At 70.5% G+C, this 16,355-nt stretch carries 16 protein-coding genes; 6 read left to right on the forward strand and 10 right to left on the reverse strand.

Annotated features, from left to right (window positions below):
* Nucleotide 1 precedes the first annotated feature (1 nt).
* The 6 genes from L2K70_RS06635 to L2K70_RS21590 all read right to left on the reverse strand — a co-directional run bounded on the left by L2K70_RS06635 (nt 2) and on the right by L2K70_RS21590 (nt 8,112).
* Nucleotides 2-1,897 (reverse strand): type II secretion system F family protein, encoded by a 1,896-nt coding sequence (locus L2K70_RS06635; protein ID WP_236400585.1) that lies wholly within the window; start codon nt 1,895-1,897, stop codon nt 2-4.
* Nucleotides 1,894-3,321 (reverse strand): TadA family conjugal transfer-associated ATPase, encoded by a 1,428-nt coding sequence (locus tag L2K70_RS06640; protein ID WP_236400587.1) that lies wholly within the window; start codon nt 3,319-3,321, stop codon nt 1,894-1,896. The genes L2K70_RS06635 and L2K70_RS06640 overlap by 4 nt, the downstream gene beginning before the upstream one ends.
* 1 nt (nt 3,322) lies before the next feature.
* A complete protein-coding gene (locus L2K70_RS06645) occupies nt 3,323-4,588 on the reverse strand; it encodes a CpaE/TadZ family protein (RefSeq protein WP_236400589.1) in 1,266 nt (421 codons plus the stop codon).
* Nucleotides 4,585-5,367: a Flp pilus assembly protein CpaB gene (gene cpaB / locus L2K70_RS06650; RefSeq protein WP_236400591.1), complete on the reverse strand. Its 783-nt coding sequence runs from the start codon at nt 5,365-5,367 to the stop codon at nt 4,585-4,587. Before cpaB ends, L2K70_RS06645 begins: the two co-directional genes overlap by 4 nt.
* A 284-nt stretch (nt 5,368-5,651) precedes the next feature.
* Nucleotides 5,652-7,448, reverse strand: a complete 1,797-nt coding sequence (locus tag L2K70_RS06655) for an AMP-dependent synthetase/ligase (protein ID WP_236400593.1) — start codon at nt 7,446-7,448, stop codon at nt 5,652-5,654.
* Between the two features lie 10 nt (nt 7,449-7,458).
* Complete coding sequence (locus L2K70_RS21590; protein WP_236400596.1) at nt 7,459-8,112, reverse strand: methyltransferase family protein; 654 nt, start codon at nt 8,110-8,112, stop codon at nt 7,459-7,461.
* 102 nt (nt 8,113-8,214) lie between these two features.
* Between L2K70_RS21590 and L2K70_RS06665 the strand changes: the two genes are divergently transcribed.
* A complete protein-coding gene (locus L2K70_RS06665) occupies nt 8,215-8,652 on the forward strand; it encodes an SRPBCC family protein (RefSeq protein ID WP_236400597.1) in 438 nt (145 codons plus the stop codon).
* Complete coding sequence (locus L2K70_RS06670; protein WP_236400599.1) at nt 8,649-9,032, forward strand: hypothetical protein; 384 nt, start codon at nt 8,649-8,651, stop codon at nt 9,030-9,032. The genes L2K70_RS06665 and L2K70_RS06670 overlap by 4 nt, the downstream gene beginning before the upstream one ends.
* 15 nt (nt 9,033-9,047) lie before the next feature.
* Here L2K70_RS06670 and L2K70_RS06675 read toward each other — a convergent pair whose 3' ends face one another.
* Together L2K70_RS06675 and L2K70_RS06680 are read right to left on the reverse strand one after the other, a co-directional pair.
* Entirely contained in the window at nt 9,048-10,247 is a 1,200-nt protein-coding gene (locus L2K70_RS06675; protein ID WP_236400601.1) for a pilus assembly protein TadG-related protein, read from the reverse strand.
* On the reverse strand, nt 10,244-10,681 hold the full coding sequence (locus tag L2K70_RS06680) for a TadE/TadG family type IV pilus assembly protein (protein WP_236400603.1): 438 nt from the start codon (nt 10,679-10,681) through the stop codon (nt 10,244-10,246). Before L2K70_RS06680 ends, L2K70_RS06675 begins: the two co-directional genes overlap by 4 nt.
* A gap of 175 nt (nt 10,682-10,856) precedes the next feature.
* On the opposite strand from L2K70_RS06680, the gene L2K70_RS06685 reads away from it, so the two are divergent.
* Nucleotides 10,857-11,798: an ROK family protein gene (locus L2K70_RS06685; protein WP_236400604.1), complete on the forward strand. Its 942-nt coding sequence runs from the start codon at nt 10,857-10,859 to the stop codon at nt 11,796-11,798.
* Between the two features lies 1 nt (nt 11,799).
* Here L2K70_RS06685 and L2K70_RS06690 read toward each other — a convergent pair whose 3' ends face one another.
* Together L2K70_RS06690 and L2K70_RS06695 are read right to left on the reverse strand one after the other, a co-directional pair.
* Entirely contained in the window at nt 11,800-13,038 is a 1,239-nt protein-coding gene (locus L2K70_RS06690; RefSeq protein WP_236400605.1) for an ornithine cyclodeaminase, nickel-pincer nucleotide-dependent, read from the reverse strand.
* Between the two features lie 80 nt (nt 13,039-13,118).
* Complete coding sequence (locus L2K70_RS06695; RefSeq protein WP_236400606.1) at nt 13,119-13,547, reverse strand: hypothetical protein; 429 nt, start codon at nt 13,545-13,547, stop codon at nt 13,119-13,121.
* Between the two features lie 87 nt (nt 13,548-13,634).
* On the opposite strand from L2K70_RS06695, the gene L2K70_RS06700 reads away from it, so the two are divergent.
* From L2K70_RS06700 to macS, 3 genes are read left to right on the forward strand one after another with little or no spacing between them, the layout of a single operon-like run.
* The gene (locus tag L2K70_RS06700) at nt 13,635-14,447 is read left to right on the forward strand and encodes an alpha/beta hydrolase (protein WP_236400609.1); all 813 of its coding nucleotides are present in this window, start codon (nt 13,635-13,637) and stop codon (nt 14,445-14,447) included.
* A gap of 9 nt (nt 14,448-14,456) precedes the next feature.
* Nucleotides 14,457-15,206, forward strand: a complete 750-nt coding sequence (locus L2K70_RS06705) for a lysophospholipid acyltransferase family protein (protein WP_236400611.1) — start codon at nt 14,457-14,459, stop codon at nt 15,204-15,206.
* On the forward strand, nt 15,203-16,351 hold the full coding sequence (gene macS, locus L2K70_RS06710; RefSeq protein WP_268930292.1) for a MacS family sensor histidine kinase: 1,149 nt from the start codon (nt 15,203-15,205) through the stop codon (nt 16,349-16,351). Before L2K70_RS06705 ends, macS begins: the two co-directional genes overlap by 4 nt.
* Nucleotides 16,352-16,355 lie beyond the last annotated feature (4 nt).

The following is a 16,355-nucleotide window of genomic DNA, read 5'->3' on the forward strand; positions in this document are numbered from 1 at the left end:
GTCACACCTCGACCTTCGCGAGCTTCATCATGGCGAACGACCCGATCGCCAGCAGGCCTCCGGCCACGCCGAGCAGGATCATTCCGGGCAGGGTGGTGAAGAGGACTCCGATGTAGTCCGGGTTGACCAGCATCATGTACCCCCCGATCAGCGGCGGAAGTCCCACCAGGATGTATCCGGAGAGCCGGCCCTCGGCGCTCAGCGCCTTGACCTGGCGCCGCAGGTACTCCCGCTCACGCAGGGTGTCGGACACGGTGTGCAGGATCTCTGCCAGGTTGCCTCCGACCTCACGCTGGATGCGGATCGCCATGACGATCCAGTCGAAGTCCTCGCTGTCCATGCGCGCGCCCACACCGTCGAGCGCGTCGGTGATGTCGACGCCGAGGCGCTGCTCGATGAGGGCTCGTTTCAGCTCGCCGGCCATGGGCTCGTTGCCCTCCCTGACGACGCTGTCGACCGCCTGGGGGAGCGACAGGCCCGCCTGCAGGCCACCGGCCATCAGTCCGAGGGTCTCGGCGAGCTGACCGTTGAACTTGCTGAGCCGGCGCGAGTGCCGGAACTTGAGGTACACCCAGGGGCCGATCAAGCCGACGATCAGCCCGAACACGGCGAAGCCCGGGCCCTTGAAGACAAATGCGAGCACCGCAGTGCCGATCGCGATGCCGGCGTGGAGCAGCAGCCACTCGGCGGCCGTCAGCGCGGATCCGGCGCCCGCGAGGCGTTGCGAGACACGCGTCTCGAGGTCGGCGGACACGACCTTGTCGGTCAGTGCGACGGCAGAGCCCCTGAGGTCGGCGCTGCTGCTCGGCTTCCCCTTGCCGTCGGCACCCTTGTCGCCGAAGTACGCCTCGAGGCGCCTGTCGGCCGATGTCTTGTTCGGACCGCCGAGGACGACGGCGAGGACGCCCGCGAGGCCGAGGGCGAGTGCGAGGGCGCCGGCGAGCATCCCGGGAGTACCGACCAACGACTTGCCCGACGTCACGATGTCCGGCCGGGACTCGCCCGCGCCGACCGACACGAAGGCGGAGTCGGTGAAGGAGTCGCCCCCGGCGTCCACGGTGACACCGAGGTTGACCTCGCTGGCCGCGTCCTCGGGACGGTCGAACGTGACGAGGAGCTGCTGGGCGAGCGCGTCGGCCTGGGCCGAGAAGACCGCGTCGAGCGCGTCCTGCTCCGCGGGGATCACCTGGCCGCCGGTGGTGTCTGCGAGGTCGGCCATCGTGGCCGCGTTCTTCTCGTTGGCCAGCGAGACGACGTCGACGACCACTCCCTCGTCCGTGGCGTCGGTGGTGACGACGTCGAGGGTGGTCGCGCTGTTGGTGTCGCCGCCGTCCGACAGGACGAGGAGGGAACGGGAGCCCTGGGAGCCGACCAGGTCGAGGCCCTCGGCGATGCCGTCGTAGACCGACGTGCCCTTTCGGAGCTTGATGCCCTCGAGAGCCGCCCGGACGGACTCGTGGTCGGTGGTGGGATCGATGACCGCACCGAGGTCGCCCGCGAAGGTCACCAGGCCGATGCGGACGTCCGCAGGAGCGGTCTCGAGGAACGTGTCGACGGCCTCCTTGGCCGCGTCGAACTTGCCGCCCTGGAGCATGCTGTTGCTCGCGTCGAGCACCAGCACGGTGGTGCGCTCCACGTCTCCCGCGGAGATGACCTTGGCGCTCGAGTCGACGGCCCGGCCGTCGACCTCGACCTGGACGGACGCCGGGTCCACGGTCTCCCCGCCGGGGATGCCGTCCACTGCGAGGACGAGCGAGACGACCCCGTCCTCCGACTCGAGGTGGTCGATGTTCACCTCGTCCTCGGCGTGGCTCGGCGCGGCACCGCCGAGCACGACCAGCCCGCTGGCGAGGATGGCCGCGGCGAGCCTGGCGCGAGGGGCGTGGCGACGGCTCATCGCAGACTTCCTCCGGTGGCGAAGATCGCGGGGTCGACGTGGACGCCGTGGTCTGCGAGGTGCTCGAGGAAGCGGGGGCGCAGGCCCATGGAGATCAAGCCGCCCTTGAACTTGCCGTCCTCGCCCACGCCGGCGGCGTAGTCGAACATGAAGACGTCCTGGGTGGTGATGATGTCACCCTCCATGCCGACGATCTCCGTGATGGCGGTGATCCGGCGGGTGCCGTCCTTGAGTCGGGTCTGCTGGATGATCAGGTCGACCGCGCTGGCGACCTGCTCGCGGATGGCGCGGACGGGCAGGTCCATGCCGGCCATCAGCACCATCGTCTCGAGACGCGAGAGGGCGTCGCGCGGCGTGTTGGCGTGCAGCGTCGAGATCGAGCCGTCGTGACCGGTGTTCATCGCCTGGAGCATGTCGAGGGCGGCCGCGTCACGGATCTCACCGACCACCACGCGGTCGGGGCGCATGCGCAGGGAGTTCTTCACGAGGTCGCGGATGGTGACCGCGCCCTTGCCCTCGATGTTGGGCGGGCGCGACTCGAGGCGGAGCACGTGGTCCTGCCCGAGCCGGAGCTCGGCTGCGTCCTCGATGGTGACGATGCGCTCGTCGTCCGGGATGAACGACGACAGCACGTTGAGCGTCGTCGTCTTGCCGGCACCGGTACCACCGGACACCAGGATGTTGAGGCGACCGCGGACGCAGCCCTCGAGGAGGTTGGCCGCCGGGCGCGTCAGCGTCCCGAAGTTGATCAGGTCCTCGACCGTGTAGGGGTCCTCGGAGAACTTGCGGATGGTGAGCTTGGAGCCGTCGAGCGCGAGCGGCGGGATGATCGCGTTGACGCGGCTGCCGTCGGGGAGGCGGGCGTCGACCATGGGGCTGGTCTCGTCGACGCGTCGACCGATCTTGCTGACGATCTTGTCGATCGTGCGGCGGAGGTGGGCCTCGTCGGTGAACGACGTGCCGGTCTTGACCAGCTTGCCGCTCTTCTCCACGTAGATGGAGTCGAACGCGTTGACCATGACCTCGGAGAGGTTGGGGTCGCGCAGCAGCGGCTCGATGGGCCCGTACCCGAGGATGTCGTCGGCGATCTCCTGCGAGATGCGGGTGCGGTCGGCCGAGGACATCGGGGTGTCGGTGTCCGCGATGGCGGTCTGGAGCGCGAGCCGGACCTGCTGCTCGAGCTCCGACTGCGTCATGTGGGCGTCGTACAGCTTGGGGCCGAGCGCCTCGACCAGTCGCTGGTGCACCGTGCGCTTGAGGTCCTGGAAGGGGTCGGCCTTGGAGCTGGCCCGCTTCTTGGTCTCGATGTTCGCGACGCTGCCCTGGACGGCAGGCGTGGTCGATGCCCCGGCGGTCGCCGGGGCGCCGTTGTCGGCGTCGGTCGTGCGGCCACGTGCGGCGGCCAAGCGGTCGGTGAGGCTCACGTCATGCCCTCCTCAGGCGCAGCCGGGAGCCGCTGGACTTCCGACTGGATGGGTTCTGCTCGGCGGCGGGCGTCTCCCCGCCGATCGAGTCGGCCGTGCTCCTCGCGAAGGAGACGAGGGCCTTGGAGTTGGGGTGGTTGGGGTAGGCGGTCACCAGCGCCTCGCCCCGGTTGACCGCGGCGAGCACCTCGCGGCTCGACACGAGGGACGCGTCGGCCTTGAGGCCCAGCGTCTTCTCGAACTCCTCGACGGTGAGGCCCACCTTCCCGTCGGCGCGGTTCAGGACGAAGCGCCACGTCGACTTCGGGAAGTTGAGCACCTCGAGGGTGCTGGTGGCGAGCTTGAGCGCCTTGAGCGAGGGGATGTCGAGGGTCCCGACGAGGACGATGCCGTCGGATCGGTCGAGCGCGCAGAGAGCGAGGTCGTCGAACGTGCCGGAGGTGTCGACGACCACGAAGTCGACCATGCGCTTCAGGGCCTCGAGCAGCTTGGCGACGTCGTCCTGCGACGCCTGGTCGGGGGAGTCGATCCGGACCGGGGCAGCGACGACGGACAGGTTGTCGGAGTGACGGGTGAGGATCGACGAGATGCCCTCGGCGTCTATCACCCCGTTGAACCCCACCAGGTCGTTGATCGTGCGGTGCGGTGTCAGCTGCAGCATGATCGCGACGTCCCCGCTGTTGACGTCGAGGTCCACCAGGCACACCGACCTGCCGGAAGCCGCCAGCGAGACGCCGAGGTTGGTCGCGACCAGGCTCTTGCCCACTCCGCCCTTGGTGGAGAAGACCGTGATGATCCGCCCGCGCGGCGCCTCCGCCTTGGCCTGCGCTGCCGCCGCCGCAGCCGCGGCGTCGGCCTCTGCCTGCGCACGAGCGGACTCGGCCGCTGCCTGCGCCTCGTCCATCAGCGTCTGGCCGATGGCGTTGGCCACGGAGCGGGCGCGCTGGACGGCCGTGGTGATGCCGGCCAGGTCACGGGCGGCGACCACCTCCCGCATGCCGCTCCGCAGTGCCAGCGACAGCGCTGCGCTGTCGACGTCGTGGCGGAGCAGGATGACGCCCAGGTCGGGTCGGTGCACGCGAGCCCACTGGGCGAGCTCGGCGGCAGCCTCGCTCGGGACGGACGGTCCGATGACGACCGCGAACTCGTTGGTCTCCGTGCGGACGTGCTCGTCGAGGCCCTCGAGGTCCGCAAAGGCCTTGGACCCGTGCAGCATCGCCTGGAGGATGCCGCGCTGCGCGGCGTCCGGCTCGAGGACGGCGGTCACGGTGCGACGCCCCGGAACAGCTCGGGGTAGACGTCGCTGAGGAAGGCACCCGGCTCGTCGGCGGTCTTGCTGTCGTCGGTGAGGAGGGCGAAGTTGAGCTCGCCGGTGCGATCGGCCTGGATGAGCTTCTCGGCCTGGTCCTGCGTCACCGCGATCGTGAGGATGGTCTTGGCGACCTCCTCGGTGGACGAGCCGCCGTCCTCGTCCTGGGTGGTCCGCGAGGTGACGCTCGTGGTCCCGACGCCGAGCACCAGGTTGCGCGACAGGACGATGCGCGTGTAGGTGCCGAGCTTCTTCTCCTTGCCGTCAGGCTGGATCTGCACCGCGTTGAGCGTGGTGGTGAACACCGCCACCTCGTTGCCCGGATTCACGAAGCCGGCCACCCGCTCGAAGTCGGTGAGCTCGACCGACATCGCCATCATGTCGTCGGGGATCACCAGGCTCTGCGTGTCACCGAGGGTGCCGAACTTCTTGGCGATGAGCTGCTCGCCGGGGTAGATGGTCCCGACCGCCACGTCGTCGGCGATCGAGGTGGTCGAGGAGAGGCTGCCGTCGACCAGGTCGGCGCGACGGACCTCGGACTTCTCGATCTTCCCGGCATCCTGGGCATCGGAGACGGACTCGCCGATGTCGATCGTCTCGGTGGCGACGAGCACCTCGACCAGCTCCTGGTCCTTGGTGGCTCGGGCGTCGATGCCCTGGACGTACAGCACGATCATGGCCGTCCCGGCCAGTGCGATGAGGGCGGCGACGAGGAGGAGAACAGAACGGCGAGCCATGGTGCAGTCCTTCGCGGGTCATGTGGTCCCCCCACGGGGGGATTCGGTCGCGTAGGCGGATCCAGGGACTCTGCGTGAAGTCGAGCCCCGGTGCCCTCCCAGCGGATCGAATGTAGGGGCCGCGTTTGACTGCTTGTGGGCTAAACCTGGCAAACCACCCGAAAGCGGTGCCGGAGTGGCCCGAAGTGACTAGTCAGACCTAGTCATCGACTAGCCCGCGGCTCGGGAGCGGCAGGATGACCGGAGAACGACCGAAGATCTCTCGAAGAGCCGGTGGCCGGGCATCAGCCGAGGTAGATCGCCTCGATCTCGCGGCGCGCCTCACGCACCACGACGTTGCGCTTGAGCTTGAGGCTGGGCGTGAGGTGGCCGCCCTCCTCGGTCCACTCGTCCCTGAGGATCGTGAACTTGCGGATCGCCTCTGCCTTCGAGACCGCCTTGTTGGCGTCGTCGACGGCCTCCTGGATCGCCGCAACGAGGTCGGGGTCGTCCAGCACCTCGCCCACGTCGGCGGACTTGCCGTGCTCCGTCGCCCACGCGGGATAGGTCTCGCGGTCGATGGTCACCAGTGCGCCGATGAAGGGCTGTCCGTCACCGACCACCAGGCACTGGTCGACCAGGGGGTGGGCGCGCAGTCGGTCCTCGAGCACGGCCGGGGCGACGTTCTTGCCGCCGGCCGTCACGAGGATCTCCTTCTTGCGTCCGGTGATCCGGACGAAGCCCTCGTCGTCGACCTCGCCCACGTCGCCGGTGTGGAACCACCCGTCGCGGTCCAGGGCCTCGGCGGTCGCTGCGTCGTTGCCCCAGTAGCCGGCGAACACCTGACCACCGCGGAACAGCAGCTCGCCGTCGTCGGCGACCCGCGCGGCCGTGCCCGGGAGGGGCCGGCCGACCGTGCCGATGCGCGTGGCGCCGGGGAGGTTGGCGGACAGTGCCGCCGTGGTCTCGGTCAGGCCGTATCCCTCGAGTACCGTCAGTCCGACACCGCGGTAGAAGTGCCCCAGCCGCTCGCCGAGCGGGGCCCCGCCGGAGATGGCGTAGGCGCAGCTCCCACCGAGCGCCTGGCGCAGCCTGCCGTAGACGAGCCGGTCGAAGAGCGCGTGCTGGGCGCGCAGCCGTACGGGCACCTTCTTGCCGTCCTGGGCGCGGGACCACGCGATGGCGACGTCTGCCGCGCGGTCGAAGATCCTGCCGCGGCCGTCGGCGGCGGCACGCTGCGAGGCGGTGTTGAACACCTTCTCGAACACGCGAGGCACGGCGAGGATGAAGGTCGGCCGGAACTCGCCGAGGTCTGCCACGAGGTTCTTGATGTCGGCGCTGTGGCCCATCCGGGCGCGACTCTTCACGCACCCGACCTGGATGATCCGTGCGAACACGTGCGCGAGCGGGAGGAACAGCAGGGTCGAGGCGTCCTCGGTGTCGAAGAGGTCGCCCAGCTCGTCGACCGCGACCCCGAGCTCGAACATGAAGTTGCCGTGGGTGAGCATGCAGCCCTTGGGCTTGCCGGTGGTGCCGCTGGTGTAGATCAGCGTGGCGAGGTCGCCCGGGGAGGCGCTCGTACGGCGCTGCTCGAGCAGCTCGTCGGTGATGTCGGAGCCGAGACGGCCGAGGACGTCGACGGCGTTGTCCTCGATCGACCACACGTGCTGGAGCTCGGCCAGGTCGCCGGACTGGCGCGCCTCACGTACCCGGGCGAGGTGGTCGGGGCCTTCGGCGACGACTGCGCGGGCGCCGGAGTCCTGGAGGATCCACCCGATCTGCTCGGCGGAGGAGGTCTCGTAGATCGGCACCGAGACGGCGCCGGCGAACCAGGTCGCGTAGTCGAGCAGCGTCCACTCGTAGCGGGTCTTGGACAAGATGGCGACCCGGTCGCCGACCTCGACGCCGGCCGCGACCAGGCCCTTGGCCACTGCACGTACCTCGTCGTGGAACTGCTCGGCGGTGACGTCGACCCACCCGTCGGAGGTGCGTCGGCTGAAGACGGCCGCCCCGCCGGCGTCGCGTGCGTTGGCGACGACGTCGTCGGTGAGGTTCCCCGCGGTGGGGATGGTGGTCGAGAGTGGTGCGGCGTACTCACGCACGGGGGACCTCCTAGCTGCGGCCGAGTGCCGGCACGAGCATAGGGGTGCGGCTCTGGTACTCCACATAGCCGGGCAGCTCGGCGGCCAGCAGTGCCTCCTCCCGCCGGGCACGCATCACCTGGAACACGCCGAGCGCGACGAGGACCACCCACGGCCAGGCTCCGGAGTGGGCGAGGCAGAGGCCGACGACGTTGAGCAGCTCGGCGGCATAGAGGGGGTGGCGGACCTTGGCGTAGGGACCGTGGGTGACGACCTCGCGGGCCTGCGGCACGACGCTGATGTTGGTGCCGAGCGCGCCGAGCGCCCAGAGCATCGCGGCGAGACCGAGGGCCAGGACGGCCGCCGAGACGGACTCGCGCGCCGTGCCGGTGGCCAGGCCGTCGGACACCAGCGGGATCGCGAAGGGGGCAGCCGTGCCGGCGAACGCGACCAACCACGACGACCACCGCAGGTCGGTGCGGTCGGACGGGACGCGACGCAGGTACGCCCAGACGAGGAGGAGGTAGAACACCATCGTCAAGGTCGTCGCGACGGTCTTGAGCGGGGAGGACAACGGGTCCTCCTGCGCCAGGTGCGCGGCGTTCAGGACGAGGAAGAACGTGAACAACGTGACGGCGACGAGGCGGCCGGTGTCGACTCGACCGGTGGTGTGGTTCGGGCTCACGGTGGCGTCTTCCTGGGAGGGGCTGGCGCGTCCGAGGGTAGTGCGGATGCGGCGGCCCGGGAGGCGTTTCGGCGCAAGCGGGGCGCGCGATAGGTTCACGCCATGGCCGAACAGACCTCCTCGTCGATCACGATCGACGCCCCACCGGCCGACGTGATGGCCGTCATCGCCGACTTCGAGTCCTATCCCTCGTGGGCCAAGGGCGTGCAGAAGGCGGAGATCGTCGCGCCGGGCACCGGCGACCGCGCCGAGCAGGTCTACTTCGCGCTCGACGTCTCGCCCATCAAGGACGACTACACCCTCGCCTACGACTGGGACGGGGACCGCGAGGTCACGTGGACCCTGGTCGAGGGCAACATGCTGAAGATGCTCGACGGCGCCTACACGCTCGTGGACCGCGGTGACGGTACGACCGAGGTGACCTACCGCCTCGCCCTCGACGTCAGCATCCCGCTGATCGGCATGCTGAAGCGCAAGGGCGAGAAGATCCTCATCGACACCGCGCTCAAGGGGCTCAAGAAGCGCGTCGAGTCGCTGTGACCGAGGCCCGGGACGTCGGCCCACTTGCCGAGGAGGCCGCCAAGCTGGTCGGTGCGCTGTCGGGCTGGGCCCGGGAGCACGCGGCTGAGGCGGGGCACGGGCTGTCCGACCTCGCTGATCAGGCGGCGTCGGCGGTCCACGGCCTCGACGAGCACCTCGCCACCGGGGCGGCCGAGTGCACGGTGTGTCCGCTCTGCCGCACGGCTCGCGCCGTGCGACAGATCGACCCCGAGGTGACCACCCACCTCGCGTCGGCGTTCTCCTCGCTGGTCCAGGCTGCCAGCGTGCTCCTCGGCACGCCCGTACCCACGCGGGCAGGGGAGGACGTCGAGGACGTTCCGGCAGACGACGCCCGGCCGGAGAAACCCGACGCCCGGTGACGCGGGGGCGTCAGGTCACTGCGTCAGGCGGGTGCGGCGCAGGCCGCCGTCGCACGTGGCGCCCAGCGCGCACTCCGACTCGGCGTTCGACCCGCTCGTGCGCACCGAGACGTACTTCAGCACGATGTAGTTGTTCTCGTTGTTGCCGTTGGTGTCGCTGCCGGCGAGGTAGGGGTTGCCCGCGCACTCGCCGGTGGAGGAGTGGTACTTCTCCTGGTTGCTGAAGTGGTAGCCGCACACGACCGCGCCGAGCAGCTTGTAGACCGGGAAGACGGTGTTCGTGCCGCTGCCCGACGTGGTGTCGTCACTGCACTGCGGAGTCACGCAGAAGACGGGGAAGATGCTGACCTTCTGCTGATCGACGAGGTACTTCCACGAGTCGGCGATGTGACCCGCGTCGAGGCTGCCGGGGTCGCCGCTCATGCACGTCTCGGACCCCTGGGGCGCCGTGGGGCAGGCGGCTTCGAGCACCACGGTCAGGGCGCCCGGCGTGTTGACGTCCGCCTGGCCGGGGATCACGGTGACGCGGTTCTTGCAACCGTCCTTGATCTGGGCCTCGAGGGTCGTGGTCGCGCCGCCGCGCTCCTCGGGGCAGTCGAGGGTCCACCAGTTGCCGGCGCTCTTCGGCTTGGGGCACTGGGGCGGCGACTTGGTGCCGTTGAGCGGGTAGAAGATCTGCACGAACTGACCCGGAACGCTGTTGCCGATGGCTGCCGAGCACAGGGCCAGGGGGCGGACGCTCTCGCCGGCGCCGGGTGCCACGTCGATGGTGGCCTCCGCCGTGCGGGACGTGGTGACCTTCTTCGCGCCGCCGAACACCCCTGCGAAGCCGGCGTCGGTCGTGCCCTTGTTGCCGAACTGGACGGTGACGACCTTGAGCTTGGGGTCGCAGGCGACCTTCCACGTGCCGTCCTCGGCCCAGGTGCTGCTCGGATAGTTCTTCTTCGCCACGCTGATGGCCAGCGCGTGCGCCTTGCCCACCTCGACGGAGTTCGACAGCACCGCGTTGCAGGTGCCGGGCACCTTGGTCAGGGACTGCGCGGCCGCGAGGGCTCCGGCGTCGGCCGCCTTCTGCAGGTTGCGGTTGCTGACGTAGGCCGCGCCGAGGTCGACGGTGAAGGCGGACAGGCCGATGAGGAAGACGGAGAGGATGCCGACGAGGACCGCTGTGGCGCCGCGGTCGTCCCGGGGCCTCGCTGCCCGTACGGGGATCACTGGTACTCGCACTGGAACTCCGCCTTGCTGGACAGTGTGACCTGCTTCGGGAGAAGGGACTTCGGAAGCGGCCAGGGGATGAGGAACTTGGTCGTCACCGTGCCTTGGACGATCATGCTCGCGCCGAACGTGCTGCCCTTGCACGTCGAGCCGACGCCGCCGTACGTCACGCCGAAGCCGGACGTCTGTGACTTCGCGATGACCGTGGAGTTCCACTGGTTCGTGGCCACGGTCGCCGGGACGTTGCCGGTCTGGACGACCCCGGCGCGGGCGCCTGCGCGGATGGCGTTGTCGAGCGACAGCTGCTGGGCGAAGACGAGGCCGAAGTTGACGATGCCGGCGATGACCATGAGCAACGGGATCAGCGTGAGCGCGAACTCCACCGCGGACACGCCACGTTCGTCGCGTGTCTTCTTGCTGGTGCGCCAGCGCATGAGATCCCCTAACCCCGAAACAGTTCGCCTGCCAAGGTACGAGTCACGGTCGTGGCTGTCGCTCCATTCCCGGCACTCTTAACCGGTCGGCGGCGAAGATGGCCCGAAGTGACTAGACGGGTGGTCCGGGCGGTCCATGCAGCTCGCACGTTCACGCATGCGCAAGGATGCGCGGATGGACGGATTGGTCGTCGTCGGGGTCGACATCGGGGGCACCAAGGTGCTCGCAGGCGTCGTCGATGACGACGGCACGGTGTCCGCCACCGCACTCCGCACGACGCCGGGGCGGCGTGGCGTCACCCGTCAGGCCGAGGACGCGCTGGCCGAGGCCGTCCTCGAGGCTGCGGCGGGCCGCCCGCTCGCCGGTGTGGGCGTGGCAGCGGCCGGGTTCGTCGACCCGGCGGGGGAGCGGGTGATGTTCGCGCCGCACCTGCCGTGGCAGGGCGAGCCGCTCCGTGACCTGCTGGAGCAGCGTCTGGGTTGCCCCGTGCTGCTCGACAACGACGCGAACTGCGCGGCGCGCGCCGAGGCGCACCACGGCGCAGCGCGAGGAGCCGGGTCTGCCCTGATGATCACGATGGGCACGGGGATCGGCGGGGCGCTCCTGCTCGGCGACCGGGTGCTGCGCGGCGCGAACGGCATGGCCGGGGAGTTCGGCCACATGCAGGTCGTCCCGGGCGGCCAGGCGTGCGAGTGCGGGAGGAGCGGGTGCTGGGAGCAGTACTCGTCGGGCAACGCACTGGTCCGCAACGCCCGCGCGATGATGGTCGAGCAGCCGTCGGTGCTGGCCGAGGCGAGCGGGGGGCGGCCCGAGCGGGTGACGGGTCCGATGGTCACCGCTGCGGCCGAGCAAGGTGATCTCGTCGCACGCCAGGCGTTCGCCGCGGTCGGCGACTGGCTGGGTGTCGGCACCGCCAACCTCGTCGCGGCCCTCGACCCGGAGCTCGTGGTCGTCGGGGGCGGGGTGTCGGCAGCGGGCGACAGGCTCCTCGACCCGGCGCGTGCAGCACTGCGCCGTACGCTCGTCGGGGCAGCGCACCGCCGGGTGCCCGAGCTCGTCGCGGCCACGCTGGGCCCACAGGCGGGGATGATCGGCGCAGCGCTGATGGTCCGCTGAGTCAGGCGCCGCCGTAGTCCGGGACCAGCTCGAGGGCGAGCTGCTCGAGGAAGAGGCCCACGTCGGTGACGATCCCGCGGCCCTGGGCCGAGCCGCGGTCCGCGATCTTGGTCACGGTGCTGGGGTTGATGTCCACGCACACCAGCGGCACGCTCGCGGGGAGGATGTTGCCGGTGGCGACCGAGTGCAGCTGGGTCGCCATCATCAGGCAGTAGCCCACGTCGGCCACCTCGGCACGCATCGCCCGCTGGCCCTCCAGCACGTCGGTGTGGACGTCGGGGAGCGGGCCGTCGTCGCCCACCGAGCCGACGAGGACGAAGCGCTTCTGCTCGGTCACCAGCGCGTGCATGATCCCGCTGGTCACGACGCCGTCCTCCACGGCCCGCGCGATGGAGCCCGACCGGCGGATCGTGTTGAGCGCCCTGACGTGGTGCTCGTGGCCGTGCTCGACGCCCTGGGCCAATCCCAGGTCGAGCCCCAGGCTGGTGCCGTACAGGCTCAGCTCGATGTCGTGGGTGGCCAGTGCGTTGCCCGAGAAGAGGGTGTCCACGAACCCCGCACGCACGAGGGCCACGAACGCCGGCACCGCACCGGTGTGCACGACCCCGGGACCGGCGACCCACAGCAGCCGCTTCCCCGCGTCGCGGGCCTGGCGCATGCCGTCGGCGACCTGGCGGACGAGGACTGCCTGCGGCTTCTCGTACGACGACTCGCTCACCGCGGGCGCGAAGGACTCGCCGGCGGGCGCGCTGGGGATCGACACCCGGATCCCGGATGCGCCGACCACGATGCGCATCCCCGGCTCCACGTCTGCCATGGGGATCGTCCGGACACGCGTCGTGCCGTCTGTGTCGTCGGTGAGCACGAGCCCGCAGTCCATCTCGGGGTTCTCGACGTCGTACCACCGGCCGTCGACCCGGACGCGGGTGTCGAGGTTCGTGGTGGAGTAGAAGCCGTCGGGGAGCACGCCCGCCAGCTCGGCCTCGGCGGTCACTGCCTCGCCCGGGTCGAGCTGGTTGACCCCGCGGGTCTGCAGGCGCATCAGGAGACGCTGCAGCGAGGTGTCGTCGTCGGCGCGCACCGTGATCCGCGCGCTGCTGGGGTCGTGCGCCTCGTGACCGACGTCGAAGGTGTCGATCGAGTAGTCGCCGCCGTAGTCGCGGATGTCGTCGAGGATGCGCGACAGGATCCCGCTGTCCATCAGGTGTCCGGTGACCTCGACGGTCTCGCTCGCGCCCACGGCCCGGACCCTACGTCGTCAAGGTGGACTGGACGGGCGTCAGGGCACCCCGACGTGCTGGCTGGCGGGCGATCGGCGGCTCAGATGCGCGAGCCGTCGTCCCACGGGTCCCGGGGCGACTTCGGCATCTCGAGGACGAGGTAGGCGAACCCGCCGATGAACCACGCCACCAGGGCCCACCCGACCAGCGGCGTCACGTAGATGGAGAAGAGGCCGATGACCAGCGCCAGGACCGGCGCCACGAAGATGCCCGACCAGGCGACGCCGCGCTGCCAGGTGCGCGGCGCAGGGAACGGCGGCGGCGGAGGCGGCCGGAACCGCTCGACGGGGGCGACCTCGTCGCCGTCGTCCTCGTCCTGGTGCGCCTCCGGCACGTCGGGCGCGACGACGTACGACGTCACGGGCGGGTCGCGCGGGACGTCGTCGTCGAGGACCGGGCGGTCGCCGTAGTTCTCCACGATCTCCCGCCACGCCAGCTCGGTGCGGCTCTCGTCGCCGGGCGTCGTCACGCGGCAACGGTAACCCTCGGGTGGTGGGTCTCGATACGCCGCTCGCGTGCGACCCGGGGAGCGGGGATCGTGGTGCACACTGTGCGCGTGAAGATCCCCTTCCTCGGACCCCCGGCGGCTCCGCTCGACCCGGCCCTCGTCGCACCCATGTCGGTGGCGGCCCGCCCCGAGCTCACGGGTGGTCGCCGCATCGGCGTGCTGGTGCAGCACGGCTTCACGGGCAACCCGGTGTCCATGCGGCCGTGGGCCGAGGATCTCGCCAGCCGCGGGTACGCCGTCGAGATGCCGTTGCTTCCCGGCCACGGCACGCGGTGGCAGGACCTCAACAAGGTGACGTGGGCCGACTGGGTCGCCACGGTCGAGACGGCGTACGAGAAGCTCGCCTCGGAGAACGACGCCGTCGTCGCGGTCGGGCTCTCGATGGGCGGCGCCCTCTGCCTGCGGCTCGCGGCCGACCACGGCGACGGGCTCGCGGGGATCTGCGTCGTCAACCCGGCGGTCGACACGCTGCGCAAGGACGTCAAGCTGCTCCCGGTGCTCAAGCTGCTGGTGCCGGGGATGCCCGGCATCGCCAACGACATCAAGAAGCCGGGCGCCGACGAGCACGGCTATCCGACCACCCCGCTCAGGGCGGCGGCGTCGATGTTCGAGGGCTACGCCGAGCTCCGCAAGGACCTGCCGAAGATCACTGTGCCGGTGCTGTTCTTCCGGTCGGCCGAGGACCACGTGGTCGACATCTCGAGCTCGCGGGCACTCAACGCCGGTCTGTCCTCGAAGGACTTCGAGGAGCGGGTGCTGGAGGACAGCTACCACGTCGCGACCCTCGACAACGACGCTCCCCGCATCTTCGCCGAGTCCGCGGAGTTCATCGAGCGGGTCACGGCCCCCACCGAGGGATAGGCTCCGTCCGTGCTCTATTGGTTCCTCAAGTGGATCGCGCTCGGGCCGGTCCTCCGTCTGGTGTTCCGCCCGAAGGCCTACGGCGTGGACCACGTGCCGGAGGAGGGGCCGGCGATCCTCGCGAGCAACCACCTGTCCTACGCCGACTGGCTCTTCATGCCGTTGACGCTCAACCGACGCGTCACCTTCGTGGCCAAGGCGGAGTACTTCACGACGCCGGGCGTGAAGGGCTGGTTCCAGAAGAAGTTCTTCTCCGGCGCGGGCCAGGTGCCGATCGACCGCTCCGGCGCCAACGCGGCCGAGGGCGCGATGAAGTCGGCCATGAAGATCCTCGGAGAGGGCGAGCTCTTCGGCATCTACCCGGAGGGCACCCGCTCCCACGACGGCCGGCTCTACCGCGGCAAGACCGGCGTGGCCCGCCTGGCCCTGGAGTCCGGCGCTCCTGTGATCCCGTGCGCGGTCGTCGGCACCGACGTGGTGGCCCCGGCCGGCAAGGTCTACGGCACGTGGACGCGGCCGGTGGTGCGCTTCGGCAAGCCGCTCGACTTCTCCCGCTACGCCGGCATGGAGAACGACCGCTACATCCTGCGTTCGATCACCGACGAGATCATGTACGAGATCATGCGGCTCTCCGGCCAGGAGTACGTCGACCTCTACGCCACCAAGGCCAAGGAGCTGGCTCGCGAGAAGGCCAGGCAGGCCGCCGCCGAGCAGGCCGCGGCGGAGTCGGCGGAGCAGCCGGAGAAGAAGGCGTCCTGAGCACGTACGTCGACGGGCGCGCACCGCGTGCCGACTCGGCGCTCGCGGTCGAGGACCGGCTGTACTCGGCCCTGTCGCTCGTCCGGGTCGTGGTGACCGTCAACATGGTCGCCCTCAACGCCTACCGGCGCGACAACTTCGAGCACCCGACGCTCGGGCTGGTGGTCGTGGTCGCGCTGGTGGCGTGGACCGGGGCGGCCATCTGGCTCTACCGCGACCGCGTCCGGCGTACGCCGGTCCTGCTGGTCGCCGACCTCGCGATCGTGCTCGCCGCCCTGGCCGCCACCCCGTGGGTGAAGTCGCCCGACTTCAACGCGACCATCCCGGGCTTCTACGTCATGGGTGCCTTCTTCGCCTGGGCCATCCACTGGCACTGGAAGGGCGGCCTCGTCGCGTCGTCGCTCATCGCGCTCTTCGACGTGGTGCCGCGCAACCACCTCGACCAGGGCAACTACGGCAACGTGTTCCTGATCCTCATCGGTGGCCCGATCGTCGGTTACCTGTGCGAGTCGCTGCAGCGGATGGCTCGGGAGCGCGATGCCGCGGAGCATGCCGCCGCGGCCGCCGAGGAGCGCACCCGGCTGGCCCGCGCCGTGCACGACGGTGTGCTGCAGGTGCTCGCGATGACGCAGCGGCGCGGCGCCGCAGCGGGAGGGGAGTGGGCCGACCTCGGCCGGCTCGCCGGCGAGCAGGAACGCAGCCTGCGCTCGCTCATCCGGCAGCAGGACACCGTGCCCGCTGCCGCGGGCGGCAGGGTCGACCTCGCAGGTGCCCTCGAGGCGATGGCCACCGCCCATCCCGTCCGCACCGAGGTGGCCACCCCGGGCGGCACGGTCCTCGTCGACGAGCACGTCGCGACCGAGACGGTGGCCGCCGTACGCGCGTGCCTCGACAACGTCCTCGCGCACGTCGGCCCCCGGGGCAGCGCCTGGATCCTCGCGCAGGCCGCTCCCGACGCGATCACCGTCTCCGTGCGCGACGACGGCCCGGGCATCGCCCCCGGCCGGCTGTCGCAGGCCGAGGAGGAGGGCCGCCTCGGCGTCGCGTCGTCCATCCGCGGCCGCATCGAGGACCTCGGCGGGACCGCGACCGTCGAGAGCGGCGAGTGGGGCACGGAGTGGGAGATCGTGGTGCCGCTAGCGTGACCGG

Source organism: Nocardioides potassii (assembly GCF_021648885.1).
Lineage (GTDB): Bacteria > Actinomycetota > Actinomycetes > Propionibacteriales > Nocardioidaceae > Nocardioides > Nocardioides potassii.

What these genes read in the sequence shown, in the direction of transcription:
- cpaB (WP_236400591.1), bottom strand. Translation starts at nt 5,367, where the DNA reads ATGGCTCGCCGTTCTGTTCTCCTCCTCGTCGCCGCCCTCATCGCACTG.
- L2K70_RS06665 (WP_236400597.1), top strand. Translation starts at nt 8,215, where the DNA reads ATGGCCGAACAGACCTCCTCGTCGATCACGATCGACGCCCCACCGGCC.
- L2K70_RS06680 (WP_236400603.1), bottom strand. Translation starts at nt 10,681, where the DNA reads ATGCGCTGGCGCACCAGCAAGAAGACACGCGACGAACGTGGCGTGTCC.
- L2K70_RS06685 (WP_236400604.1), top strand. Translation starts at nt 10,857, where the DNA reads ATGGACGGATTGGTCGTCGTCGGGGTCGACATCGGGGGCACCAAGGTG.
- L2K70_RS06635 (WP_236400585.1), bottom strand. Translation starts at nt 1,897, where the DNA reads ATGAGCCGTCGCCACGCCCCTCGCGCCAGGCTCGCCGCGGCCATCCTC.